The 17592-nt window shown below is 71.5% G+C and carries 15 protein-coding genes; 5 read left to right on the top strand and 10 right to left on the bottom strand.

Translation table 11 applies throughout. The annotated features are described in order from the left end of the window. Positions 1–27: 27 nt before the first annotated feature. The 3 genes from OHA64_RS14535 to OHA64_RS14525 all read right to left on the bottom strand — a co-directional run bounded on the left by OHA64_RS14535 (position 28) and on the right by OHA64_RS14525 (position 3270). Positions 28–996 (bottom strand): hypothetical protein, encoded by a 969-nt coding sequence (locus OHA64_RS14535; RefSeq protein ID WP_405612953.1) that lies wholly within the window; start codon positions 994–996, stop codon positions 28–30. Positions 997–1108: 112 nt separating this feature from the next. Continuing rightward, positions 1109–2113: a zinc-binding dehydrogenase gene (locus OHA64_RS14530; protein WP_405612951.1), complete on the bottom strand. Its 1005-nt coding sequence runs from the start codon at positions 2111–2113 to the stop codon at positions 1109–1111. Then, a complete protein-coding gene (locus OHA64_RS14525; RefSeq protein WP_405612949.1) occupies positions 2110–3270 on the bottom strand; it encodes a mandelate racemase/muconate lactonizing enzyme family protein in 1161 nt (386 codons plus the stop codon). Before OHA64_RS14525 ends, OHA64_RS14530 begins: the two co-directional genes overlap by 4 nt. Positions 3271–3516: 246 nt before the next feature. On the opposite strand from OHA64_RS14525, the gene OHA64_RS14520 reads away from it, so the two are divergent. Then, the gene (locus tag OHA64_RS14520; RefSeq protein ID WP_405612947.1) at positions 3517–4668 is read left to right on the top strand and encodes a hypothetical protein; all 1152 of its coding nucleotides are present in this window, start codon (positions 3517–3519) and stop codon (positions 4666–4668) included. 122 nt (positions 4669–4790) lie between these two features. On the opposite strand, the gene OHA64_RS14515 is transcribed toward OHA64_RS14520, so the two are convergent. After that, entirely contained in the window at positions 4791–5234 is a 444-nt protein-coding gene (locus tag OHA64_RS14515; RefSeq protein ID WP_405612945.1) for a MarR family winged helix-turn-helix transcriptional regulator, read from the bottom strand. A gap of 94 nt (positions 5235–5328) precedes the next feature. Between OHA64_RS14515 and OHA64_RS14510 the strand changes: the two genes are divergently transcribed. Then, on the top strand, positions 5329–6351 hold the full coding sequence (locus tag OHA64_RS14510; protein WP_405612943.1) for an NADP-dependent oxidoreductase: 1023 nt from the start codon (positions 5329–5331) through the stop codon (positions 6349–6351). 227 nt (positions 6352–6578) lie between these two features. Here the strand turns inward: OHA64_RS14510 and OHA64_RS14505 are convergent, their stop codons facing one another. Continuing rightward, positions 6579–7730, bottom strand: a complete 1152-nt coding sequence (locus OHA64_RS14505; RefSeq protein WP_405612941.1) for a serine hydrolase domain-containing protein — start codon at positions 7728–7730, stop codon at positions 6579–6581. 252 nt (positions 7731–7982) lie between these two features. Between OHA64_RS14505 and OHA64_RS14500 the strand changes: the two genes are divergently transcribed. Further along, positions 7983–8810, top strand: a complete 828-nt coding sequence (locus tag OHA64_RS14500; protein WP_405612939.1) for an EI24 domain-containing protein — start codon at positions 7983–7985, stop codon at positions 8808–8810. Here the strand turns inward: OHA64_RS14500 and OHA64_RS14495 are convergent. Beyond that, entirely contained in the window at positions 8761–10011 is a 1251-nt protein-coding gene (locus OHA64_RS14495; protein WP_405612937.1) for a pyroglutamyl peptidase, read from the bottom strand. The two genes, OHA64_RS14500 and OHA64_RS14495, sit on opposite strands and share 50 nt — an antisense overlap. A 138-nt stretch (positions 10012–10149) precedes the next feature. Next, positions 10150–10725 (bottom strand): TetR/AcrR family transcriptional regulator, encoded by a 576-nt coding sequence (locus OHA64_RS14490; protein WP_405612935.1) that lies wholly within the window; start codon positions 10723–10725, stop codon positions 10150–10152. Between the two features lie 104 nt (positions 10726–10829). On the opposite strand from OHA64_RS14490, the gene OHA64_RS14485 reads away from it, so the two are divergent. Beyond that, on the top strand, positions 10830–13268 hold the full coding sequence (locus OHA64_RS14485; protein WP_405612933.1) for a beta-glucosidase: 2439 nt from the start codon (positions 10830–10832) through the stop codon (positions 13266–13268). Between the two features lie 111 nt (positions 13269–13379). On the opposite strand, the gene OHA64_RS14480 is transcribed toward OHA64_RS14485, so the two are convergent. Continuing rightward, positions 13380–14369 carry an aldose epimerase family protein gene (locus OHA64_RS14480; RefSeq protein ID WP_405612931.1) on the bottom strand — a complete coding sequence of 330 codons (990 nt, stop codon included), beginning with the start codon at positions 14367–14369 and terminating at the stop codon, positions 13380–13382. 75 nt (positions 14370–14444) lie between these two features. Beyond that, complete coding sequence (locus tag OHA64_RS14475; protein ID WP_405612929.1) at positions 14445–15332, bottom strand: SGNH/GDSL hydrolase family protein; 888 nt, start codon at positions 15330–15332, stop codon at positions 14445–14447. Positions 15333–15647: 315 nt separating this feature from the next. Between OHA64_RS14475 and OHA64_RS14470 the strand changes: the two genes are divergently transcribed. Further along, entirely contained in the window at positions 15648–16142 is a 495-nt protein-coding gene (locus tag OHA64_RS14470) for a DUF3145 domain-containing protein (RefSeq protein ID WP_405612927.1), read from the top strand. A gap of 84 nt (positions 16143–16226) precedes the next feature. On the opposite strand, the gene fabF is transcribed toward OHA64_RS14470, so the two are convergent. After that, positions 16227–17507 (bottom strand): beta-ketoacyl-ACP synthase II, encoded by a 1281-nt coding sequence (gene fabF / locus OHA64_RS14465; protein WP_405612925.1) that lies wholly within the window; start codon positions 17505–17507, stop codon positions 16227–16229. Positions 17508–17592: the final 85 nt, after the last annotated feature.

The following is a 17592-nucleotide window of genomic DNA, read 5'->3' as shown; positions in this document are numbered from 1 at the left end:
TTTTGTGAAGGGGCGTTGTCCGGAACGTTATGAGGGCGTATCGAACCGACGCAGAGCGCCAGGCAGCCGGGAGCCGAGCGGTGCCATGTCGTCGCCAACTCCGTGCCGTGCGAGCAGATCCAGGGCGAGTCTGCCGCGCCGCACCCGTTCCCGGGCGGTGGACAGGGTCACGTCACGCAGATGGTGCCCGTACGGGTAGATCGCCGGGGCCTTCGAGAGGCCGAACTTCAGGTAGAGCGGTGCACCGCGCCGGATCAGCTCGGCGACCTCGTACATCCGCACATAGCCGCCGAGATCGTCGGGTGCCTCGATGTACATGTCCATCGGGGCGCCGGAAACCCGGCGGATCTCGGTGAGGTGATCGAGCGTCAGGTCGCTGGGCACGTTGACCGAGTCGGCGCCCAGGTTCTCGTACACCGCGTACGCGGCCGGGTTGACGGGCCCGATCAGGGCGCTCACCTTGAGGGTCGTGTCCGCCGGGATGATGCCGGCCAGCCGCGCCCGGTGCAGCGTCCACAGCACGCCCTCGTCGGCGACGAGCAGGCACTTGACGCCCAACTCCGTTGCCCGCACGGCGTCTTCGACGCATCCGGCGACCGCGTCGTGGCCGCGGGCCCGCAGGCCCCCGCCGCGCGAGTCGGTCCGGGTCGAGCCGCCGATGTCCCAGGTGCCGCGGGGGCCGGTGAACAGGCAGAGCTCGATGTCGCGTTCGGCGGTGGACTCGACCATCTCGGTGATCTCGGCGTCGGTCAGCATCCACACGCCGCTGCCCTGGCTGATCCGGTGGATCGGCACGTCGAGGCGCGAGGACTCCTTGAGGACGACGGCCAGCGCCTCGGGACCCTCGCACGAGGGGATCTCGGTGCGCCAGCGGCCGCCGCCGGGGAAGGTGTGCGGCGAGGCGTCGGCGGGGTCGAGGGCGGGAGCGCCCAGGCCAAGGGCGGTGAGCGCCTGCTCACCGGGCCTGCGGGCTGCCGTGGTGGAAGCGTCGGTCACGAGGAGTCCTTAGTGTTCGGTATGTCGGACGAAGTTCGCGGCTCAGGGGACGGAAAGACTGTGGGGTACGCCGGTCCGGGGGCCGTCAGGTAACCGCCGGACCGGCGTACGTCTAGGGGCGCAGCAGCACCTTTCCGACCTTCGGGTCACCGGACCCGACCAGCTCGATGGCCTGCGGGAACTCGGCCAGCGGCAGCTCGTGCGTGACCAGCGGCAGCGGCTCGAGCAGTCCGGCCGCGAACACCCGCACCGTGTGCGCCCAGGCGTCGGGCGGTGCTCCGAAGACGGTGTGCACCTCCAGCTGCCGTACGACCAGATCCGTCGGGTCGAGACCGTCGGCGCCCGGCGCCGGGATGCCCGTCAGGACCAGCCGGCCACCGCGCCTGAGCAGCGAGGCGGCGGTGCGCGCGGCGGACGCGGACCCGGCGGTCTCGATGACGACGTCGAAGTCCTCGGGGAGCTGCTGGTCCTTCGTGCGGAAGTCCGTGGCGCCGAACCGGCGGGACAGCGCCTCGCGGTCGTTGCGGGTGCCCACGACCAGCAGCTCGGCGGGGGAGCCGGCCTTCAGGAACTGCACGGCGAACATGCCCAGCGTCCCGGTGCCGACCACGGCGACCCGCTCGCCCGGCAGGGCGTTCGCCTTGATCGCGGCGGCCGCGATACAGGCGGCGGGCTCCAGCAGGGCGGCCGCCGTCAGGTCGGCGTCGTCCGGCAGCACGTGCAGAAGTCGCGCCGGGAGGGTGAGCGTGGCGGCCATCGCACCCGGCTCGGTGAACCCGGTCTCCTCGTACCCCGCCGTGCACAGCGTCGTCTCGCCCGCGTGGCAGCGGTCGCACACCTGGCAGTTGCGGAAGCCCTCACCGACGACCTTGCGGCCGACCAGGGACGCCGGTACCCCGGTACCGACGACCTCGACCGTCCCGGACCACTCGTGGCCGGGGGTGAGCGGGTAACGCACGTACCCCTCGGGCCGGTTGCCCTGGTACACCTCGCGGTCGCTGCCGCAGATGCCCACGGCGTGGACGCGCACCAGCGCCTCCCCGGCCTCCGGCTGCCGGGGGTCGTGCGAGGTCAGCCGGTGCTCGCCGGGCGCCTCGATGACGACGGCGGTGCTCACTTCTGGGCGCCCTTCGGCTTGCGCTGCTCCCAGCCCTCGGCCCACAGGTCGAAGCGGGCCTGCTGCTGCGGGAACTCGGCGGCGGCGTCGACGTCCAGCTCGACACCGAGACCGGGCTTGTCCGACAGGTGGAAGTACCCGTCGATCACCTCGGGTGCTCCCTTGACGACCTTCTTGATCTCCGCGTCCGCGAAGTCGTTGAAGTGCTCCAGGATCTTGAAGTTCGGCGAGGAGAAGCCGACCTGGAGGGAGGCCGCGGTGAGCACCGGGCCGCCGACGTTGTGCGGGGCGACGAGCACGTAGTGGGTCTCGGCGGTGGCGGCCAGCTTCCGGGTCTCCCAGATGCCGCCGATGTGACCGACGTCCGGCTGGATGATGTCGACGGCCTGGCTCTCGAACAGCTCGCGGAACTCGATGCGATCGTGAATACGCTCACCGGTGGCGACCGGGATGTCGACCTTGGCGGCGACCTTCTCCAGCGCCTTCAGGTTCTCCGGCGGCACCGGCTCCTCCAGCCACGCGGGCTTGAAGGGCGCGAGGTCCTTGGCCAGCCGGACGGCGGTGGCGGGGGAGAAGCGGCCGTGCATCTCCAGCATCAGCTCGGCGTCAGGCCCGATGGCGTCGCGCACGGCCTCGATGAGGGAGACGGCGTACAGGCTCTGCTCGTGGTCGAGCTCGAAGTGCCCGGTGCCGAACGGGTCGATCTTGAGGGCCTTGTACCCGCGCTCCATCACGCCCTGCGCGGCCTTGTGGTAGGCCTCCGGGGTCCGCTCGGTGGTGTACCAGCCGTTGGCGTACGCCTTGACCTTGTCGGTGACCTTGCCGCCCAGCAACTGCCACACCGGCACGCCGAGGGCCTTGCCCTTGATGTCCCAGCAGGCCATCTCGATGACGGCGATCCCGGACATCACGATCTCGCCGGCCCGCCCGTAGTCGCCGTACTTCATACGCCGCGCGAGGTCTTCCGTGGCGAACGGGTCGGAGCCCAGAATGTGATTGGTCTCCGCCTCCCGCAGATAGCCGATCAGCGCGTCGGTGTGGCCCAGCATCCTGGTCTCGCCGACGCCGGTGATGCCCTCGTCGGTGTGCACCTGGACGTAGGTCAGGTTGCGCCACGGCGTACCGACCACGTGTGTGCTGATTCCGGTGATGCGCACGGCAGTTGCCCCTTGCTGCGTCGTCTGCTTCGTTCGGTTCTCTGGGTGTGTTCGAAATTTCGTCACACGTTCGAAATGCTGGCGTGACAGTAAGGACGGTGTGAGGTGGGTGTCAATGGGTCCACCACATAACGGTTTCGACACTGCTTTCGGCAAGGCTTTCGGCGGCGGTTTCGCCGCGATGTCCCGACCTGGTCGCAAGCGGCCACGCCGAGGCGCCCGCTTCCCTACACAACTTTCACAGCTATGACTATGAGGGCCGTCTGGGAGGAACTTAATCTTCCACGCGTCATGGACTACTGCCAGCCGTGCCACAGGCACCTCAACGGCGCTCTCGCCTGCCCGGGGTGCGGCACCTCCGTCGAACAACTCCGCGCGCACGCGCCACGGGATCACGCGCCCGCGCAGTCCGGGCCGACGGGTACGGGGCACACGGGGGCGGGGCCGGTCGCGGGCGGAGCCGGGCCCTACGAGGCGTACGGAGCCGCGTACGGGGCCGACGGGACCCACGGTGGCGGGTATCCCGGTGAGGCCCGCACGGCCGCGTACGAGGCCTCCTACGCCCCCTACGACGCCGGGGCCGCGGCCTTCTCGTACGAGGGCGCGGCGGAGGCCGTGGTCCCCGAGGGCGCGGAGGCCGGATCGGAAGCGGGGGCGGTGCTCGACCGGGCCGAGGCGGTGACGGAGCCGACGGGCGGCCGGGCGGCGCGGCGCCGCGCACGGGGCCGTGGCGGCCGGGCCGCACGAACTCGCGGGGAACCCGAGGACTTTGACGACACCGGAGACTCCGACGGCACAGGGGAGGGGGAGTACGACGGCGCCGGCGGGTACGAGGGCGACGCCGACGAGGACCCCGACGCTCCCGCCGGCGGCGCCAGCCGCCGCGATCGCAAAGCCGCGGCGCATCGACGCCGCCGGCGCCGGACGCTGCTGATCGTCGCGGGCTTCGCGCTGGCCGCGGGCGGACTGAGCCTCGCGGAACTCGGCATGGACGCCCCGGGCACCGTCCCGAAGCCGGCCGCGGCCGGTGACGAGTCGGTGGAGGGCGGCGCCTCCCCGGAGGCGGGCGGGACGGGCAGGCCGTCGGACGGCCCGAAGGGGGCCGGAGCGGGGGCGGCCGAGTCGCCCTCGCCCGACCCCTCGGCGTCCCCGTCCGCCTCCGAGTCCGCCAAGGACGACAAGAAGGGCAAGGGCGACACGTCCGACAAGGACGCCGACCGACCCACGGAGAACGCCGGCGCACCGTCCGACGCCGCCCCGGGCGGCTCCGCGACGACCCCGGGCGGGTCGAACCCGACCCAGGCGCCGACCCCCACCGCCGCCCCGACCACCTCGGACCCGACCCCGGAACCGACCCCGACTCGGTCGTGCGACCGGTTCCTGTGGTGGTGCACGTGAAGTGGTGGTGCACGTAAAACGTTCGCTTCTGTAAATCTGTCGGCCCGGTGTCCCGACGTCGACCGAGCGGCGCCGCGCTACTACGCGCCGGCTCCTGCCCGTCGGCTCCTACCCGTCGGCTCCTACGCGTCGACGTCGAGCATCCGGCGCAGCAGGTCCCGCAGGGCCCCGCGCTCCCCGTCGGAGAGGCCGGCGAGCGGTTCCCGGGCGAAGCGCAGGCCCTCCCGGAGTTCGCGGGCCACCCGGCTGCCCTCCTTCGTGGCCGCGGCCAGCTTCACGCGCCGGTCCGTGGGATCGGCGCGCCGCTCCACCAGGCCCCGGGACTCCAGCCGGTCCACGATGCCGGTCACGTTCGACGGCTCGCACTTCAGTCTCTGGGCCAGCTTGCGCATCGGCAGCGGCTCCAGTGACAGCAGGCTGAGCAGTCGCGCCTGCGCCCCGGTCAGGGTGTGCTCCGCCGCCGCGTCCTCGTAGTCCTCGTAGAAACGGGCCACGACGTCGCCGATGAGTTCGACGACCTCCATGGACAGCGCATCAAGACGACGGGTTTTCTCGGGTGTGGCCATGGGATCCAGGGTACCCCGTTACTTGACACCCTGAAATATTCAGAGGCATGGTTGTTTCAGGTACTGAAGCATTCGCAGGAAAGGCGCACACCTGATGTCCGACACCCCCACGCTCCCCTCCGCCGGCCGCGAATGGCGTCTGCTCAGCCGTCCCGTCGGCTGGCCCAAGCCCGAGGACTTCGAGCTGGCGGAGGCGGAGATACGGCAGCCCGGCCCCGGCCAGGTCCTGGTGCGCAACGAGTACCTCTCCGTCGACCCCTACATGCGCGGCCGGATGAGCGACGCCAAGTCGTACGTGGCCCCCTTCGAGCTGGGCAAGGCCATGCAGGGCGGCGCGGTCGGCGAGGTCGTCGCCTCGGAGGCCGAGGGCATCGCCGTCGGTGACCATGTGCTGCACTTCGGCGGCTGGCGCGAGTACGCGACGTTCGACGCCAAGCAGGGCGTCAAGGTCGACCCCGACGCCGCCCCCCTGTCGACGTACCTCGGCGTGCTCGGTATGACCGGCCTCACCGCCTACGCCGGGCTCCTGCGCACCGCCTCCTTCAAGGAGGGCGACACGGTGTTCGTCTCCGGCGCGGCGGGCGCCGTCGGCAGCCAGGTCGGCCAGATCGCCAAGCTGAAGGGCGCCGCCCGGGTCATCGGCTCGGCCGGCTCCGACGAGAAGGTCAAGCTCCTCGTCGAGGAGTACGGCTTCGACGCCGCCTTCAACTACAAGGAGGGCCCGGTCTCCGAGCAGCTGCGCGCCGCCGCCCCGGACGGGATCGACGTCTACTTCGACAACGTCGGCGGCGACCACCTGGAGGCCGCCATCGGCTCCCTCAACCAGGGTGGCCGTATCGCGGTCTGCGGGATGATCTCGGTCTACAACAGCACCGAGCCCGCCCCCGGCCCGAAGAACCTCGCCCGCCTCATCGCGACCCGCGGCCGCATCGAGGGCTTCCTCGTCAGCGACCACTCCGACCTTCAGCCGCAGTTCGTCGAGGAGGTCGGCCCCTGGGTCGCCTCGGGTGAGCTCAAGTACCGCGAGACCGTCGTCGAGGGCATCGAGAACAACCTGGAGGCCTTCCTCGGCGTCCTGCGCGGCGACAACACGGGGAAGATGATCGTCAAGCTGTAGGCGCAGCCGGACAGCACAGAGGCCGCACCCCACGTCCAGGGATGCGGCCTCCGTCGTACCCAACGAACGGGTCGGCGCGGCGTCACGGTGATGTCGCCGCGAACCGCTGTCGAGTACGGGCAGACTCCGGGGGCCTCTCGATCGGGGCCGGGCGGTGGCCCCCCCCCGGCCCCTTGCCCCGGCTCCTACCCATTGCCCCCGTCCCCTGCTCCTTGCCCTGCTCGCGATCAGCTCGCCAGCGCCGCCGTGTGCACCGCCTTGACCAGCCGCTCGTTCTCCGGAGCCGCCCCGCCTGGGAAGGCCATCCGGCGGCGCGTGTAGCCGTACGCCAGCCCGCTGCGGGGATCCGCGAAGGCCTGCGAGCCGCCCGCTCCGCTGTGCCCGAACGCCCCCGCGCCCAGGAACGGGTACCAGGCCTCCGCCGTCGCCTGGAAACCGAGGCCGTAGGACCTGTGCGCCCGCGCCACCAGGTCGTAGCCGACGGAGTGGATCTGCCCGACCTCGGCGACGGTGTCCGGCTTCAGCAGCGGCGCCCGCCCGTCCACCTCGCTGATCGCCGCCGCGTACATCCCGGCGAGCCCACGCGCGGCGCCGACCCCGCCCGCGGACGCCGGCCCCTTCGCGCGCACGGCACGGGAGTTGGCGTGACCCTCCAGGTCCCCGGGCTCGGGCACATGGGTGTTGAACGCGATCGAGGACAGCGTGTGCGGCCCGCTCGGTTGCGCGTCCAGGACGGCCTGCTGGGGCGCCGTCGGGGTCATCGGCTGCACCGGGCGGTAGCGGGGCTCCAGCGCGTCCGGCAGCCCCAGGAAGAAGTCCAGGGAGTGGGGGGCGCGGATCCGTTCCTCGTACACCTCCTGGAGGGTGCGGCCGGTGGCCCGGCGCACCACCTCACCGCTGAGCGCGCCGATGACCAGGGCGTGATAGCCGAAGGCGGTGCCAGGTCGCCAGAACGGCCGCTGGTCCGCGAGGCGTTCGGCCACCGCCCGGTCGTCGGCCAGCTCCTGTGCGGTGAACCCGGCGTCGAGCCCGACCAGGCCCGCCCGGTGCGCGAGCAGGTCCCGCAGGGTCAGCCCGCCCTTGCCCTCCGCCGCGAACTCCGGCCAGTAGTAGGTGACTTTGCGGTCCAGTTCGAGGGTGCCGTCCTGCACCAGAAGCGCGGCCACCAGGTGGGCCGCCCCCTTCGTCGACGAGAACACCGCGTACAGCGAGCCGCCGTCGACGCCCTCACCGGCCCACAGGTCGACGACCTTGCGCCCGTGCACATACGCGCACAACTGACCCTCGTAATCCGGGAGTTCCCCCGCGACGAACGCCGCGAACTCCTCACGTACCGCCTCGAATCCGTCCGCGACGGTGCCGTGGATCTCCTGCGTCATTCGCTCTCCTCACCTGAACCGCCACCCGCGTGGTACGGCCCCGGGGCCGTCGGCCACCGAGGCCCGCCCGGCCGCCCGAGCTGTCCGCGGGCGCCGCCGGTGTCGAGTTCGTACCTCCTAAAGAGGCTTCCTGAGATCGGTACGACGAGGTGTACCCGTTCGACTCAACCTCAACAACAGGTGGCTGGTGCCGCAGCCACGGCATGGCCCCGCGCAGGTGGGCCCACGAACCGGCCCCGATAGAGTTTTCCCATGCGCGATCTCGGGACGGGATTCAAGTACCTTCTGAAGGGCCAACGCTGGATGGCCGGCCACGGCAGGCAGTACGGCTTCGGTCTGCTCCCGGGTCTGATCACCCTCGTTCTCTACGCGGCGGCACTCGTCGCGCTGGCCCTGTGGGGCGAGGACTTCGTCGCCTGGGCGACACCGTTCGCCGACGACTGGTCGAGCCCCTGGCTCGGACTCTTCCGCGGTCTCCTCACCGGCGTCCTGTTCGCCCTCGGCCTGCTCCTGTCGGTCGTCACCTTCACCGCGGTCACGCTGCTCGTGGGCCAGCCCTTCTACGAGAACCTCTCCGAGAAGGTCGACCGGGACGTCTCCCCGGACGGCACCGCACCCGAGTCCGGGCTGCCGCTCTGGCGCGAGCTGTGGATCTCGGCCCGCGACAGTCTCCGTATCGTGCTGCGCGCCGCCGTCTGGGGCGTCCTGCTCTTCGCGTGCGGCTTCGTGCCGTTCGTCGGCCAGACGGTCGTCCCGGTGATCGGCTTCTTCGTCACCGGGTTCTTCCTCACCGAGGAGCTCACCGCGGTCGCCCTCCAGCGCCGCCGCGTCGACCTCCGCGACCGCCTCACCCTGCTGCGCGCCCGCAAGACCCTGGTGTGGGGCTTCGGCACCCCGCTGGCCGTGGCCTTCCTGGTGCCGTTCGTCGCGGTCTTCCTGATGCCGGGCGCGGTCGCGGGCGCCACGCTGATGACCCGCGACCTGCTGGGAGAGGAGGTCGGCGACGGCGAGGACGCCGCCGCCGACGACGTCAGTCCGCTTCCGCCGCCACCTTCAGGATCGCCCGCACCTGGGCGATGATGTCCAGCCGGTTGCGCACGAACCCCGGATCGGTCACCGTCCCGGTCGCCGGATCGGTGTTCCCGGCCCCGAACTCCAGCACGGGCGTGTGCACATGCCCGCCCGGCAGCACGTCGTGGAGTCCCAGTCGGTCCCGCAGCAGCGTGGCCCGGTAGGCGATCTCGTTGGAGAGGTAGTCCCCGCCGCCGCCCTCCCGGGCGCTCGATCCGGGCGTCGGCCCGTCCGGCCGTACGACGGGGTCGGTGCCGCCCGCCGGGATCTCGGTGACCTGCGTGTTGTCGTACACGGGGAACCGTCCGGTGCCGGCGGCCACGATCTTCGCGTACGGCAGGGTCGTGGTCGTCCACTGCGGCTGCGAGGCCGGGTCGGTGACCGGGACGGTCCCGGTCACGCCGATGTCGTCGTTGTCCGCGAAGCCGCCCCGCCAGGCCCCGTTGGTCCGCTCGACGTCGAAACGGCCAACGCGCCCCTGGCTCACGGTGGTGAACAGGTCCACCTTCTTCAGGTACGGCCGCAGCGTCCGCTCCACCGTCCCGGCCGTGAAGTCCTGCCAGCGCACCGGGAACACCACGGTCTCGATCCGCGCCGGCCCGTCCGCCGTCTCGATCACCGTGCCGTCGAGCGCGAGCGCGGTGGCACCCGAGGGGTTGGAGATCCGGATGTCCCGGTCCAGCGTGAACGGATCGAACCCGGTGACCAGGATCCGCTTGGTCTTCTTCCTGCCCAGTGGATGGCGCACGGTGGTCTGTCCGCGCGAGGTTCGCTCCAACTCGTCCAGCAGAGCAACCCGTTGAGCGCTGGTCAGGCCGAACCGCGGCTCCCAGGTGCGCACTTCGCGGGTCATCGTCAGCCGTGCCCAGTACAGCGGCCGGTCGTCGTCCCGGCTGAGGTCCCCGCCCGCCGGCCCTCGCCCCTGGGCCCGCCCCACGGCCCGCTGCCACAGCCCCGACCCCTCGCGTACGACGACCCGGCGGGCCTGCGCGTAGGACCCGGCCGAGCCGAGCGCCCGCGCGAACTCGGCGGTGAGGGAGTCGAATCCGGACCGCCTGAGGATCTCCTGCGGCGCGGCCCGGTCGAGTCGCCGTTCCTCGGCGGTGGGCGAGGGCGCGGTCTGTGCCGTCGCGGTGGTCGTGGGGGTCGCCAGGCCCGCCAGGAGAGTCAGTCCGAGGACACCGATCCGAACCCGCAGAGAAGTCGTCAAGGCAGTTCAGGCCCTTCTGTCGCCGTGGGGAAGCGTTGCTGCCGACGGCCGCAGTATCGCGTGACGGAAGTGGTCCACGCCATGACATGTGACGTACGGGACGGTCGTGCCGCCGCAGCGAGGCGGGCGGCGCGGTGGTCAGCCCTCGCCGAGCAGCGTGAGGAAGTCCCGGAACGCCCCCGGCATGTCCACCGAGTCCGGGTCGAGCAGCCACTGGTACTGCAGACCGTCCATCACCGCGACGAGCAGCGGGGCCGTGCGCTCAGGCGTGAGCCCGTTCGGCAGCCGGTCGCCGTACTCGGCGCGCAGCACCTGCGTCATGTTCGCCCGCACCTGCGTGTACCGCTCGGTGAAGTAGCCGCGCGTCGGATGATCCTCCGTCACGCTCTCGCCGAGCAGCGCCGAGAAGGTCTGGACGATGCCGGGCCGCGTCGCGTTGTACTCGACGAGCGAGGCCAGCAGATCCAGCCGCAGGGGCGTGGGCGGCACGGCGTCCCAGCGGTCCCGCTTCTCCAGCACGGCGACCAGCAGCGCGTCCTTCGTCGGGAAGTAGTGCAGCAGCCCCTGCTGGGTCAGCCCCACCCGCTCGGCCACCGCCGCGAGACTCGCACCCCGATAACCGCGCTCCGCGATCACCTCCAGCGCGGCCGTGACGATCGCGGCCCGCCGCTCCTCGCTCCTGACTCGCGCGCTCATGCCGTCACCGTACGACACCCCACCCCATCAAATATAACGTATGGATAACGAAACCTACCGATCTACAGGGTGGGCGATGCAGGATGGAGGGACCGCACGGACTTCAACCAGGAGGCGCCGCCATGACGGGAACCCGAACCTCGACATCCCCGGACATCGAGGAAGCCGTGGAGGCGGCCCTCGGCAAGCTCGACCTGGACGCCAAGACCCGGCTCCTGGCCGGCCAGGACATGTGGTCCCTGCCCGCCCTGCCGGAGATCGGCCTGGAGTCCCTCGTCATGTCGGACGGTCCCATCGGCGTCCGGGGCGTCCGCTGGACCGCCGGCGACCCGTCCGTCGCGCTGCCCTCCCCGACCGCCCTCGCCGCCACCTGGGACCCCGCCCTCGCCCGCCGCGCCGGCACCCTCCTCGCGCAGGAGGCCCGCCGCAAGGGCGTCCACGTGCTCCTCGCCCCGACGGTCAACCTGCACCGCTCCCCGCTCGGCGGCCGCCACTTCGAGGCCTACAGCGAGGACCCCTTCCTGACCGGCGAGATCGGCACCGGCTACGTGCAGGGCGTCCAGTCGGGAGGTGTCGGCACCACCGTCAAGCACTTCGTCGCCAACGACGCCGAGACCGACCGCTTCACCGTGAACAACCTGGTCGGCGAACGCGTCCTGCGCGAGCTGTATCTCGCCCCCTTCGAGGCGATCGTCGAGAACGCCCACCCCTGGGGCATCATGACCGCCTACAACACGGTCAACGGCACGACGATGACCGAGCACCACTACCTCGTCAACGAGATCCTGCGCGGCGAATGGGGCTTCGACGGCGTCAACGTCTCCGACTGGACCGCCGCCCGCGACACCGTCGGCGGCATCGAGGGCGGCCTCGACCTCGCCATGCCCGGCCCCGACACCGTCTACGGCGAGGCCCTCGCCCAGGCCGTGAGGGACGGCGGGGTCGAGGAGTCCACGGTCGACAAGGCCGTCCGCAACGTGCTGCGTCTCGCCGCCCGCGTCGGCATCCTGGAGGGCGCCACCGCGGCCGTCACCGACCTTCCCGAGACCGTCGACGGCGAGGAACTCGTCCGCGAGATCGCCCGCCGCGCCTTCGTCCTCGCCCGCAACGAGGACCGGGCCCTGCCCCTGCCTCCCGAGTCCACGGTCGCGCTGATCGGCGCCGCCGCCCGCGACGCCCGAGTCCTCGGCGGCGGCTCCGCCGTCGTCTTCCCGGCCCGGGTCGTCTCCCCGCTCGACGGCCTCACCGCCGCCCTTCCCGACGGCAGCCTCAGCTACGCCGTCGGCGCCGACCCGACCACCGAACTCGCCGTCGCGGACAAGGGATTCGAGCTGCGGGCGGTCTGCCGTGACGCCGACGGCACCGTCATCGGAACCGGCTCCGCACCCAACGGCCACATCCAGTGGATGGGATCGGACCTCCCCGAGGGCGTCACCCACGACCGCCTGCACTCCATCGAACTGACCGGCACGTTCACCCCGCGCGAGGCCGGCCGCCACACCTTCGGCATCAAGGGCCTCGGCGCCTTCGTCCTGCGCGTCGACGGCACCACGTACTACGACGAGGTCCAACACCCGGCCAAGGACGACCCCTTCATCACCTTCTTCGGCGCCCCTGAGCCCCGCGCCCAGGTAGACCTCGTTGCGGACCGACCGGTGGCGGTCTCCCTCACCCATGTCGTCCGGCTCCCCGAGGACCTCCCGCTGAGGGTCATCACCTTCACCCTCGCCCACCAGGGACCCCAGCGCGACCCCGACGAACTGATCGCCGAGGCGGTGGCCGCCGCCCGGGCCGCCGACACGGCCGTCGTCGTGGTCGCCACCACCGAGCGCGTCGAGTCCGAGGGCTTCGACCGCAAGGACCTGCGCCTGCCCGGCCGCCAGGACGACCTCGTGCACGCCGTCGCCGCCGCCAACCCCCGCACCGTGGTGGTCGTCAACTCCGGCTCCCCGGTCGAGATGCCCTGGCGGGACGAGGTCGCCGCGGTCCTGCTGAGCTGGTTCCCCGGCCAGGAGGGCGGCGCCGCCCTGGCCGACGTCCTCACCGGCGCGTACGAACCCGGCGGCCGGCTGCCGACCACCTGGGGCGCCCTGGCCGACGCCCCGGTCACTAAGGTCGTCCCCGTGGACGGTGAACTCCCCTACAGCGAGGGCGTGTTCATCGGTTACACCGCCTGGGAGAAGGCGGGCAGGACACCGGTGTACCCCTTCGGACACGGCCTCGGCTACACCGACTGGACCTACGAGTCCGTCGAGGTCCACGGCACCACCGTGAAGGTCCGCGTCCGCAACTCCGGCGAGCGTGCGGGGCGCGAGGTCGTCCAGATCTACCTGGCGCCCACCGAGTCCGACCCGGGCCGCCCCGCCCGCCGGCTGGCCGGCTTCACCGGCGTCACGACCGCCCCCGGCGAGACCGCGGAGGTCACCGTCCAACTCCCGCGCCGCGCCTTCGAGATCTGGGACGAGACGAGGGGAGCGTGGTCGTTTGTGAAGGGTTCGTACGAGATCCAGGTGGGGCGCTCGATCACGGACCGCCGGCTCACCGCGACGATTAACGTCTGATCCGGGACAAGTTCCCCCATGAGCAGCCCCGGCCCGGGACCTGACCCCTGGGCCGGGGTTCACGACGTTCAGCGGGACCCGACGGCCTCCGGCTCCCGACAGCCTCCGGCCTTACCGAGAAGCGGATCCCTGGCGCACCGAGAACCCGTACACCGTCTCCGACCGGAACACCTCGCCCGGCCACAGCACCGTGCTCGGGAACTCCGGCCGGTTGGGGGAGTCGGGGAAGTGCTGGGTCTCCAGCGCGATGCCGTCGCCGGGCGCGAAGGGCTCGCCCAGATGGTCCGCCGTGTACAACTGGAGACCCGGCTCGGTGGTCGCGACGGACAGGACCCGCCCGGACGCGGGATCGTACAACTCGGCCACCTCCACGAGGTCCGCCGTCAGGCCCTTGTCGAGCACGAAGTTGTGGTCGTACCCGGCGCCCGTCTCGCGTGCCTCCCGGAAGTCGAAGCGCGAGCCCGCCACCTCCGGCAGGACACCCGTCGGGATCAGGTCCGCGTCGACGGGGGTGTACCGGGAGGCGGCGATCCGCAGCTCGTGCCCGCCCGCGCCGCCGGACCCGCCCAGGTTGAAGTAGCTGTGGTTGGTGGGGTTCACGACGGTCGGCGCGTCGGTGACCGCCTCGTACGCGATCCGCAGCGCCCCGGACTCCGTCAGGGTGTACGTCGCCGAGACCTCCAGGCGCCCCGGGAAACCCTCCTCGCCATCAGCGGCGACCCGGCTCAGGCGCACACCATGGTCGACGGGCCGCACGTCCCACACCCGCTTGTCGAAGCCCCTCTCGCCGCCGTGCAGGGAGTTGGGCGGGTTGTTGGGCGCGAGCACGTGTGTCCGGCCGTCCAGCGTGAAACGGCCGCCCGCGATCCGGTTCGCGTACCGTCCGACCAGCGCGCCGAAGTACGGCTCCGGGTGGGTCAGATAGCCGTCCAGGTCCGCGAATCCCAGCACCACGTTCACCGCGCGTCCGTCCCGGTCCGGGACCTCCGCCGACTGCACGATCCCGCCGTACGACAGGACGCGTACCCGGATCCCCGCCCGCTCCAGGGTCCAGCGATGGACCGGGGTGCCGTCGGGAAGTGTGGCGAAGAGTTCGTTCATGTGCGGAACTTTAGGTCACCGGCCCCAGGTCACGCCGGGTTCCGACAGCGAGGTCGATGAGGTCGGTCAAGTCGGTCACGCCTTCTTGCCCGTCACCGCCCGGTAGGCGATCTCCGCCAGCCGCGCCTGTCCGTTCACACTGGGGTGGAACCAGTCCCATTGGCTCAGCTGGCCGGTGCCGAAGCGGTAGTCGTGCACCGCGCCCCCGTCGAAACGGCAGTGGCGGTCCTTGGCGCAGACCTCCTTCAGCACCTTGTTGTAGTCCTCGACCCGCTGCTCCACGGTGTTCCGCCGCTCGGTCGCCGCCGCGTCCAGCGCGTCCGCGTCGCCCAGCATCGACGGGCAGATGCCCAGCTTCCAGACCTGCTTGCCGACCGGGTTGGTACGCCCCTGGGACCACAGCCGCTTCAGGTTCGGCACACTCGCCACGTACACCTGCGTCTTGGGCGCGGCCCTGCGCAGGATCCTGATCGCGTCCTCGAAGTCGGCGCGGAAGTCCGCCACCGGGGTCATCGCCGAGGTGCTGGCCCGGCAGGCGTCGTTCGCCCCCGCCATCACCGCAACCAACCCCGGCTTCCTCGCCGCCGCCTGGCCCATCTGACCGGGCAGGTCCGCCATCCGCGCCCCCGTCACCGCGTAGTTCCAGCTCCGCTCGGCCGCCTTCGCCCTCCCCAGCAGCCGTACGGCGAGACTGTCGACCTCGGCGCTGCCGCCCGTCGCCCACGACACCTCGGGGCAGTCCGTCAGCACCGCGCACGCGTCGAAGCCGCGGGTGATGGAGTCACCCACGGCCGCGACCGAGGCCGGGCTGCTGTCCCAGGCCGGCCTCGGCTTCGCCTTCTGGGCGCCGGTGCCGCTCGGCCCGGGCGAGTTGCCACCGACGGCGTCACAGCCGGTGACGCCCAGAACGGTCGCCGCCAGGGCGGCGAGAACGGCACGCGAGCCATGGCCCTGCTTGCGCATCCGGGTTGGTCCCCTCGGTCGTCGGGTGCTGTGTGGTCTGCCGCTGTGTCGTTCTGTGATGGCCGTGATGACAGAAATCGCGGAAAAGGCCGTCCCTCCATAACAACGCGCGAGAGTTCCCGAGGGGCGGCACGCAACGGTTCGCACCCGTACTAGCGTCCTGCCGGGTGAATGGCGGGCGTTTCGGGGCATCCGGACGGACGGTACGTCACACTCCTTGCGCCGCCGCACGGTAGCCTCGCCCTCAACGTGGCTGCCCGCCACGGACTGCCGTCCGCCAGTCGGCAAGATGTCCCGCTCTGCCCGGAGGTCCCGGTGACGACACGTGGAGTTCTGTACGTGCACTCCGCGCCGCGCGCGCTGTGCCCGCACGTCGAGTGGGCCATCGCCGGGGTGCTCGGCACACGCGTCAACCTCGACTGGATCCGGCAGCCCGCCGCGCCCGGCACCTGGCGCTCGGAGTTCTCCTGGCAGGCCGAGGTCGGCACGGCCTCCAAACTGGCGTCCGCGCTGAGAGGCTGGCACCTGCTGCGCTTCGAGGTGACCGCCGAGCCCTGCGCCACCGCCGAGGGCGAGCGCTACAGCTGCACCCCCGAACTCGGCATCTTCCACGCCGTCACCGGCATCCACGGCGACATCCTGATCCCGGAGGACCGCCTGCGCGCCGCGCTGACGCGGTCCCAGCACGGCGAGACGGACCTGGAGGCGGAGATCGCCAAGCTGCTCGGCAAGCCCTGGGACGACGAACTGGAGCCCTTCAGATACGCGGGCGAGGGCGCGCCCGTGCGGTGGCTCCACCAGGTCGTCTAAAGCAGGTCGTCCAGAGCGACGGCAAATGGCCCGGCCTCCCAAGGGGAGACCGGGCCATTTCCAGTTCACGGCTTCACGGCGCCGTCACACGGAACGGAACGCCAGCACCACGTTGTGCCCGCCGAACCCGAACGAGTCGTTCAGAGCGGCGATACGGCCCTCCACCGGCAGCTTGCGAGCCTCACCGCGCACGATGTCCGCGCTGGCCTCCGCCTCCGGGTCGAGGTTCTCCACGTTGATGGTCGGCGGCGCCACCCGGTGGTACAGGGCGAGGATCGTCGCCACGGACTCCACACCGCCCGCCCCACCCAGCAGATGACCGGTCATCGACTTGGTCGCGGAGACCGCCATGTGGTCCGCGTCGTCGCCGAACACCTTGCGCAGCGCCTTCAGCTCGGCCACGTCACCGGCCGGCGTGGAGGTCGCGTGCGCGTTGACGTGCACGATCTCCGCCGGGTTCAGGTCGGTGCGCTCCAGCAGGTTCTGCAGGGCCTTCGAGATGCCACGACCCTCCGGCTCGGGCTGCACGATGTCGTGGGCGTCGGCGGAGATGCCCTGCCCGACCGCCTCGGCGTACACCCGGGCACCGCGCTTGGCGGCGTGCTCGGCCGACTCCAGGACGATCACGCCGGCACCCTCGCCCATGACGAAACCGTCACGGCCGGTGTCGTAGGGACGCGAGGCGCCCTCGGGGTCGTCGTTGTTCTTGGACATCGCCATCATGTTGCCGAACGCGGCGATCGGCAGCGGGTGGATCGCCGCCTCCGTGCCGCCCGCGACGACGACGTCGGCACGGCCGGTGCGGATCATCTCGATGGCGTAGCCGATGGCCTCGGCGCCCGACGCGCAGGCGGAGACCGGCGTGTGCACGCCCGCCCGGGCGCCCACGAGCAGGCCCACGTTCGCCGAGGGGCTGTTCGGCATCAGCATGGGGACGGTGTGCGGGGAGACGCGGCGGACGCCCTTCTCCTTCAGCACGTCGTACTGGTCGAGCAGAGTCGTCACGCCACCGATGCCGGAGGCGATGACCGCGCCGAGCCGGTCGGCGTCGACCGACCCGTCGGACCCGTCCTCACCCGCCTTGCCGGTGAAGCCGGCGTCGGCCCACGCCTCCTTTGCCGCGATCAGCGCGAACTGCGCCGAACGGTCCAGGCGGCGGGCCTGTGGCCGAGGGATGACCTCGGTCGGTTCCACGGCGATCTGCGCGGCGATGCGGACCGCCTGATCGGCGGCCCACTCCTGCTCCAGGACCGTGACGCCGGACTTGCCGGCGACCAGCCCTTCCCAAGTGGAAGCTACGTCGCCACCCAGCGGTGTGGTTGCGCCGATACCGGTGACGACCACGGTGCGATTGGTCGGGCTCACGGGAATTCTTTCTCCAACGGATCGGGAGGACTACCCCCGACGAGGCGGGGACATACGGCGCCACCGCCGGGTGGCGGGGCAGGCA

This window comes from Streptomyces sp. NBC_00076 (assembly GCF_045041235.1).
GTDB lineage: Bacteria > Actinomycetota > Actinomycetes > Streptomycetales > Streptomycetaceae > Streptomyces.
Note: the sequence above shows the minus strand (reverse complement) of the source record. Positions and strands in the feature narration are given on the sequence as shown.

What these genes read in the sequence shown, in the direction of transcription:
- OHA64_RS14485 (WP_405612933.1), top strand. Translation starts at nt 10,830, where the DNA reads ATGACGGGAACCCGAACCTCGACATCCCCGGACATCGAGGAAGCCGTG.
- OHA64_RS14515 (WP_405612945.1), bottom strand. Translation starts at nt 5,234, where the DNA reads ATGGCCACACCCGAGAAAACCCGTCGTCTTGATGCGCTGTCCATGGAG.
- OHA64_RS14505 (WP_405612941.1), bottom strand. Translation starts at nt 7,730, where the DNA reads ATGACGCAGGAGATCCACGGCACCGTCGCGGACGGATTCGAGGCGGTA.
- OHA64_RS14480 (WP_405612931.1), bottom strand. Translation starts at nt 14,369, where the DNA reads ATGAACGAACTCTTCGCCACACTTCCCGACGGCACCCCGGTCCATCGC.
- OHA64_RS14510 (WP_405612943.1), top strand. Translation starts at nt 5,329, where the DNA reads ATGTCCGACACCCCCACGCTCCCCTCCGCCGGCCGCGAATGGCGTCTG.
- OHA64_RS14500 (WP_405612939.1), top strand. Translation starts at nt 7,983, where the DNA reads ATGCGCGATCTCGGGACGGGATTCAAGTACCTTCTGAAGGGCCAACGC.
- OHA64_RS14475 (WP_405612929.1), bottom strand. Translation starts at nt 15,332, where the DNA reads ATGCGCAAGCAGGGCCATGGCTCGCGTGCCGTTCTCGCCGCCCTGGCG.
- OHA64_RS14520 (WP_405612947.1), top strand. Translation starts at nt 3,517, where the DNA reads ATGACTATGAGGGCCGTCTGGGAGGAACTTAATCTTCCACGCGTCATG.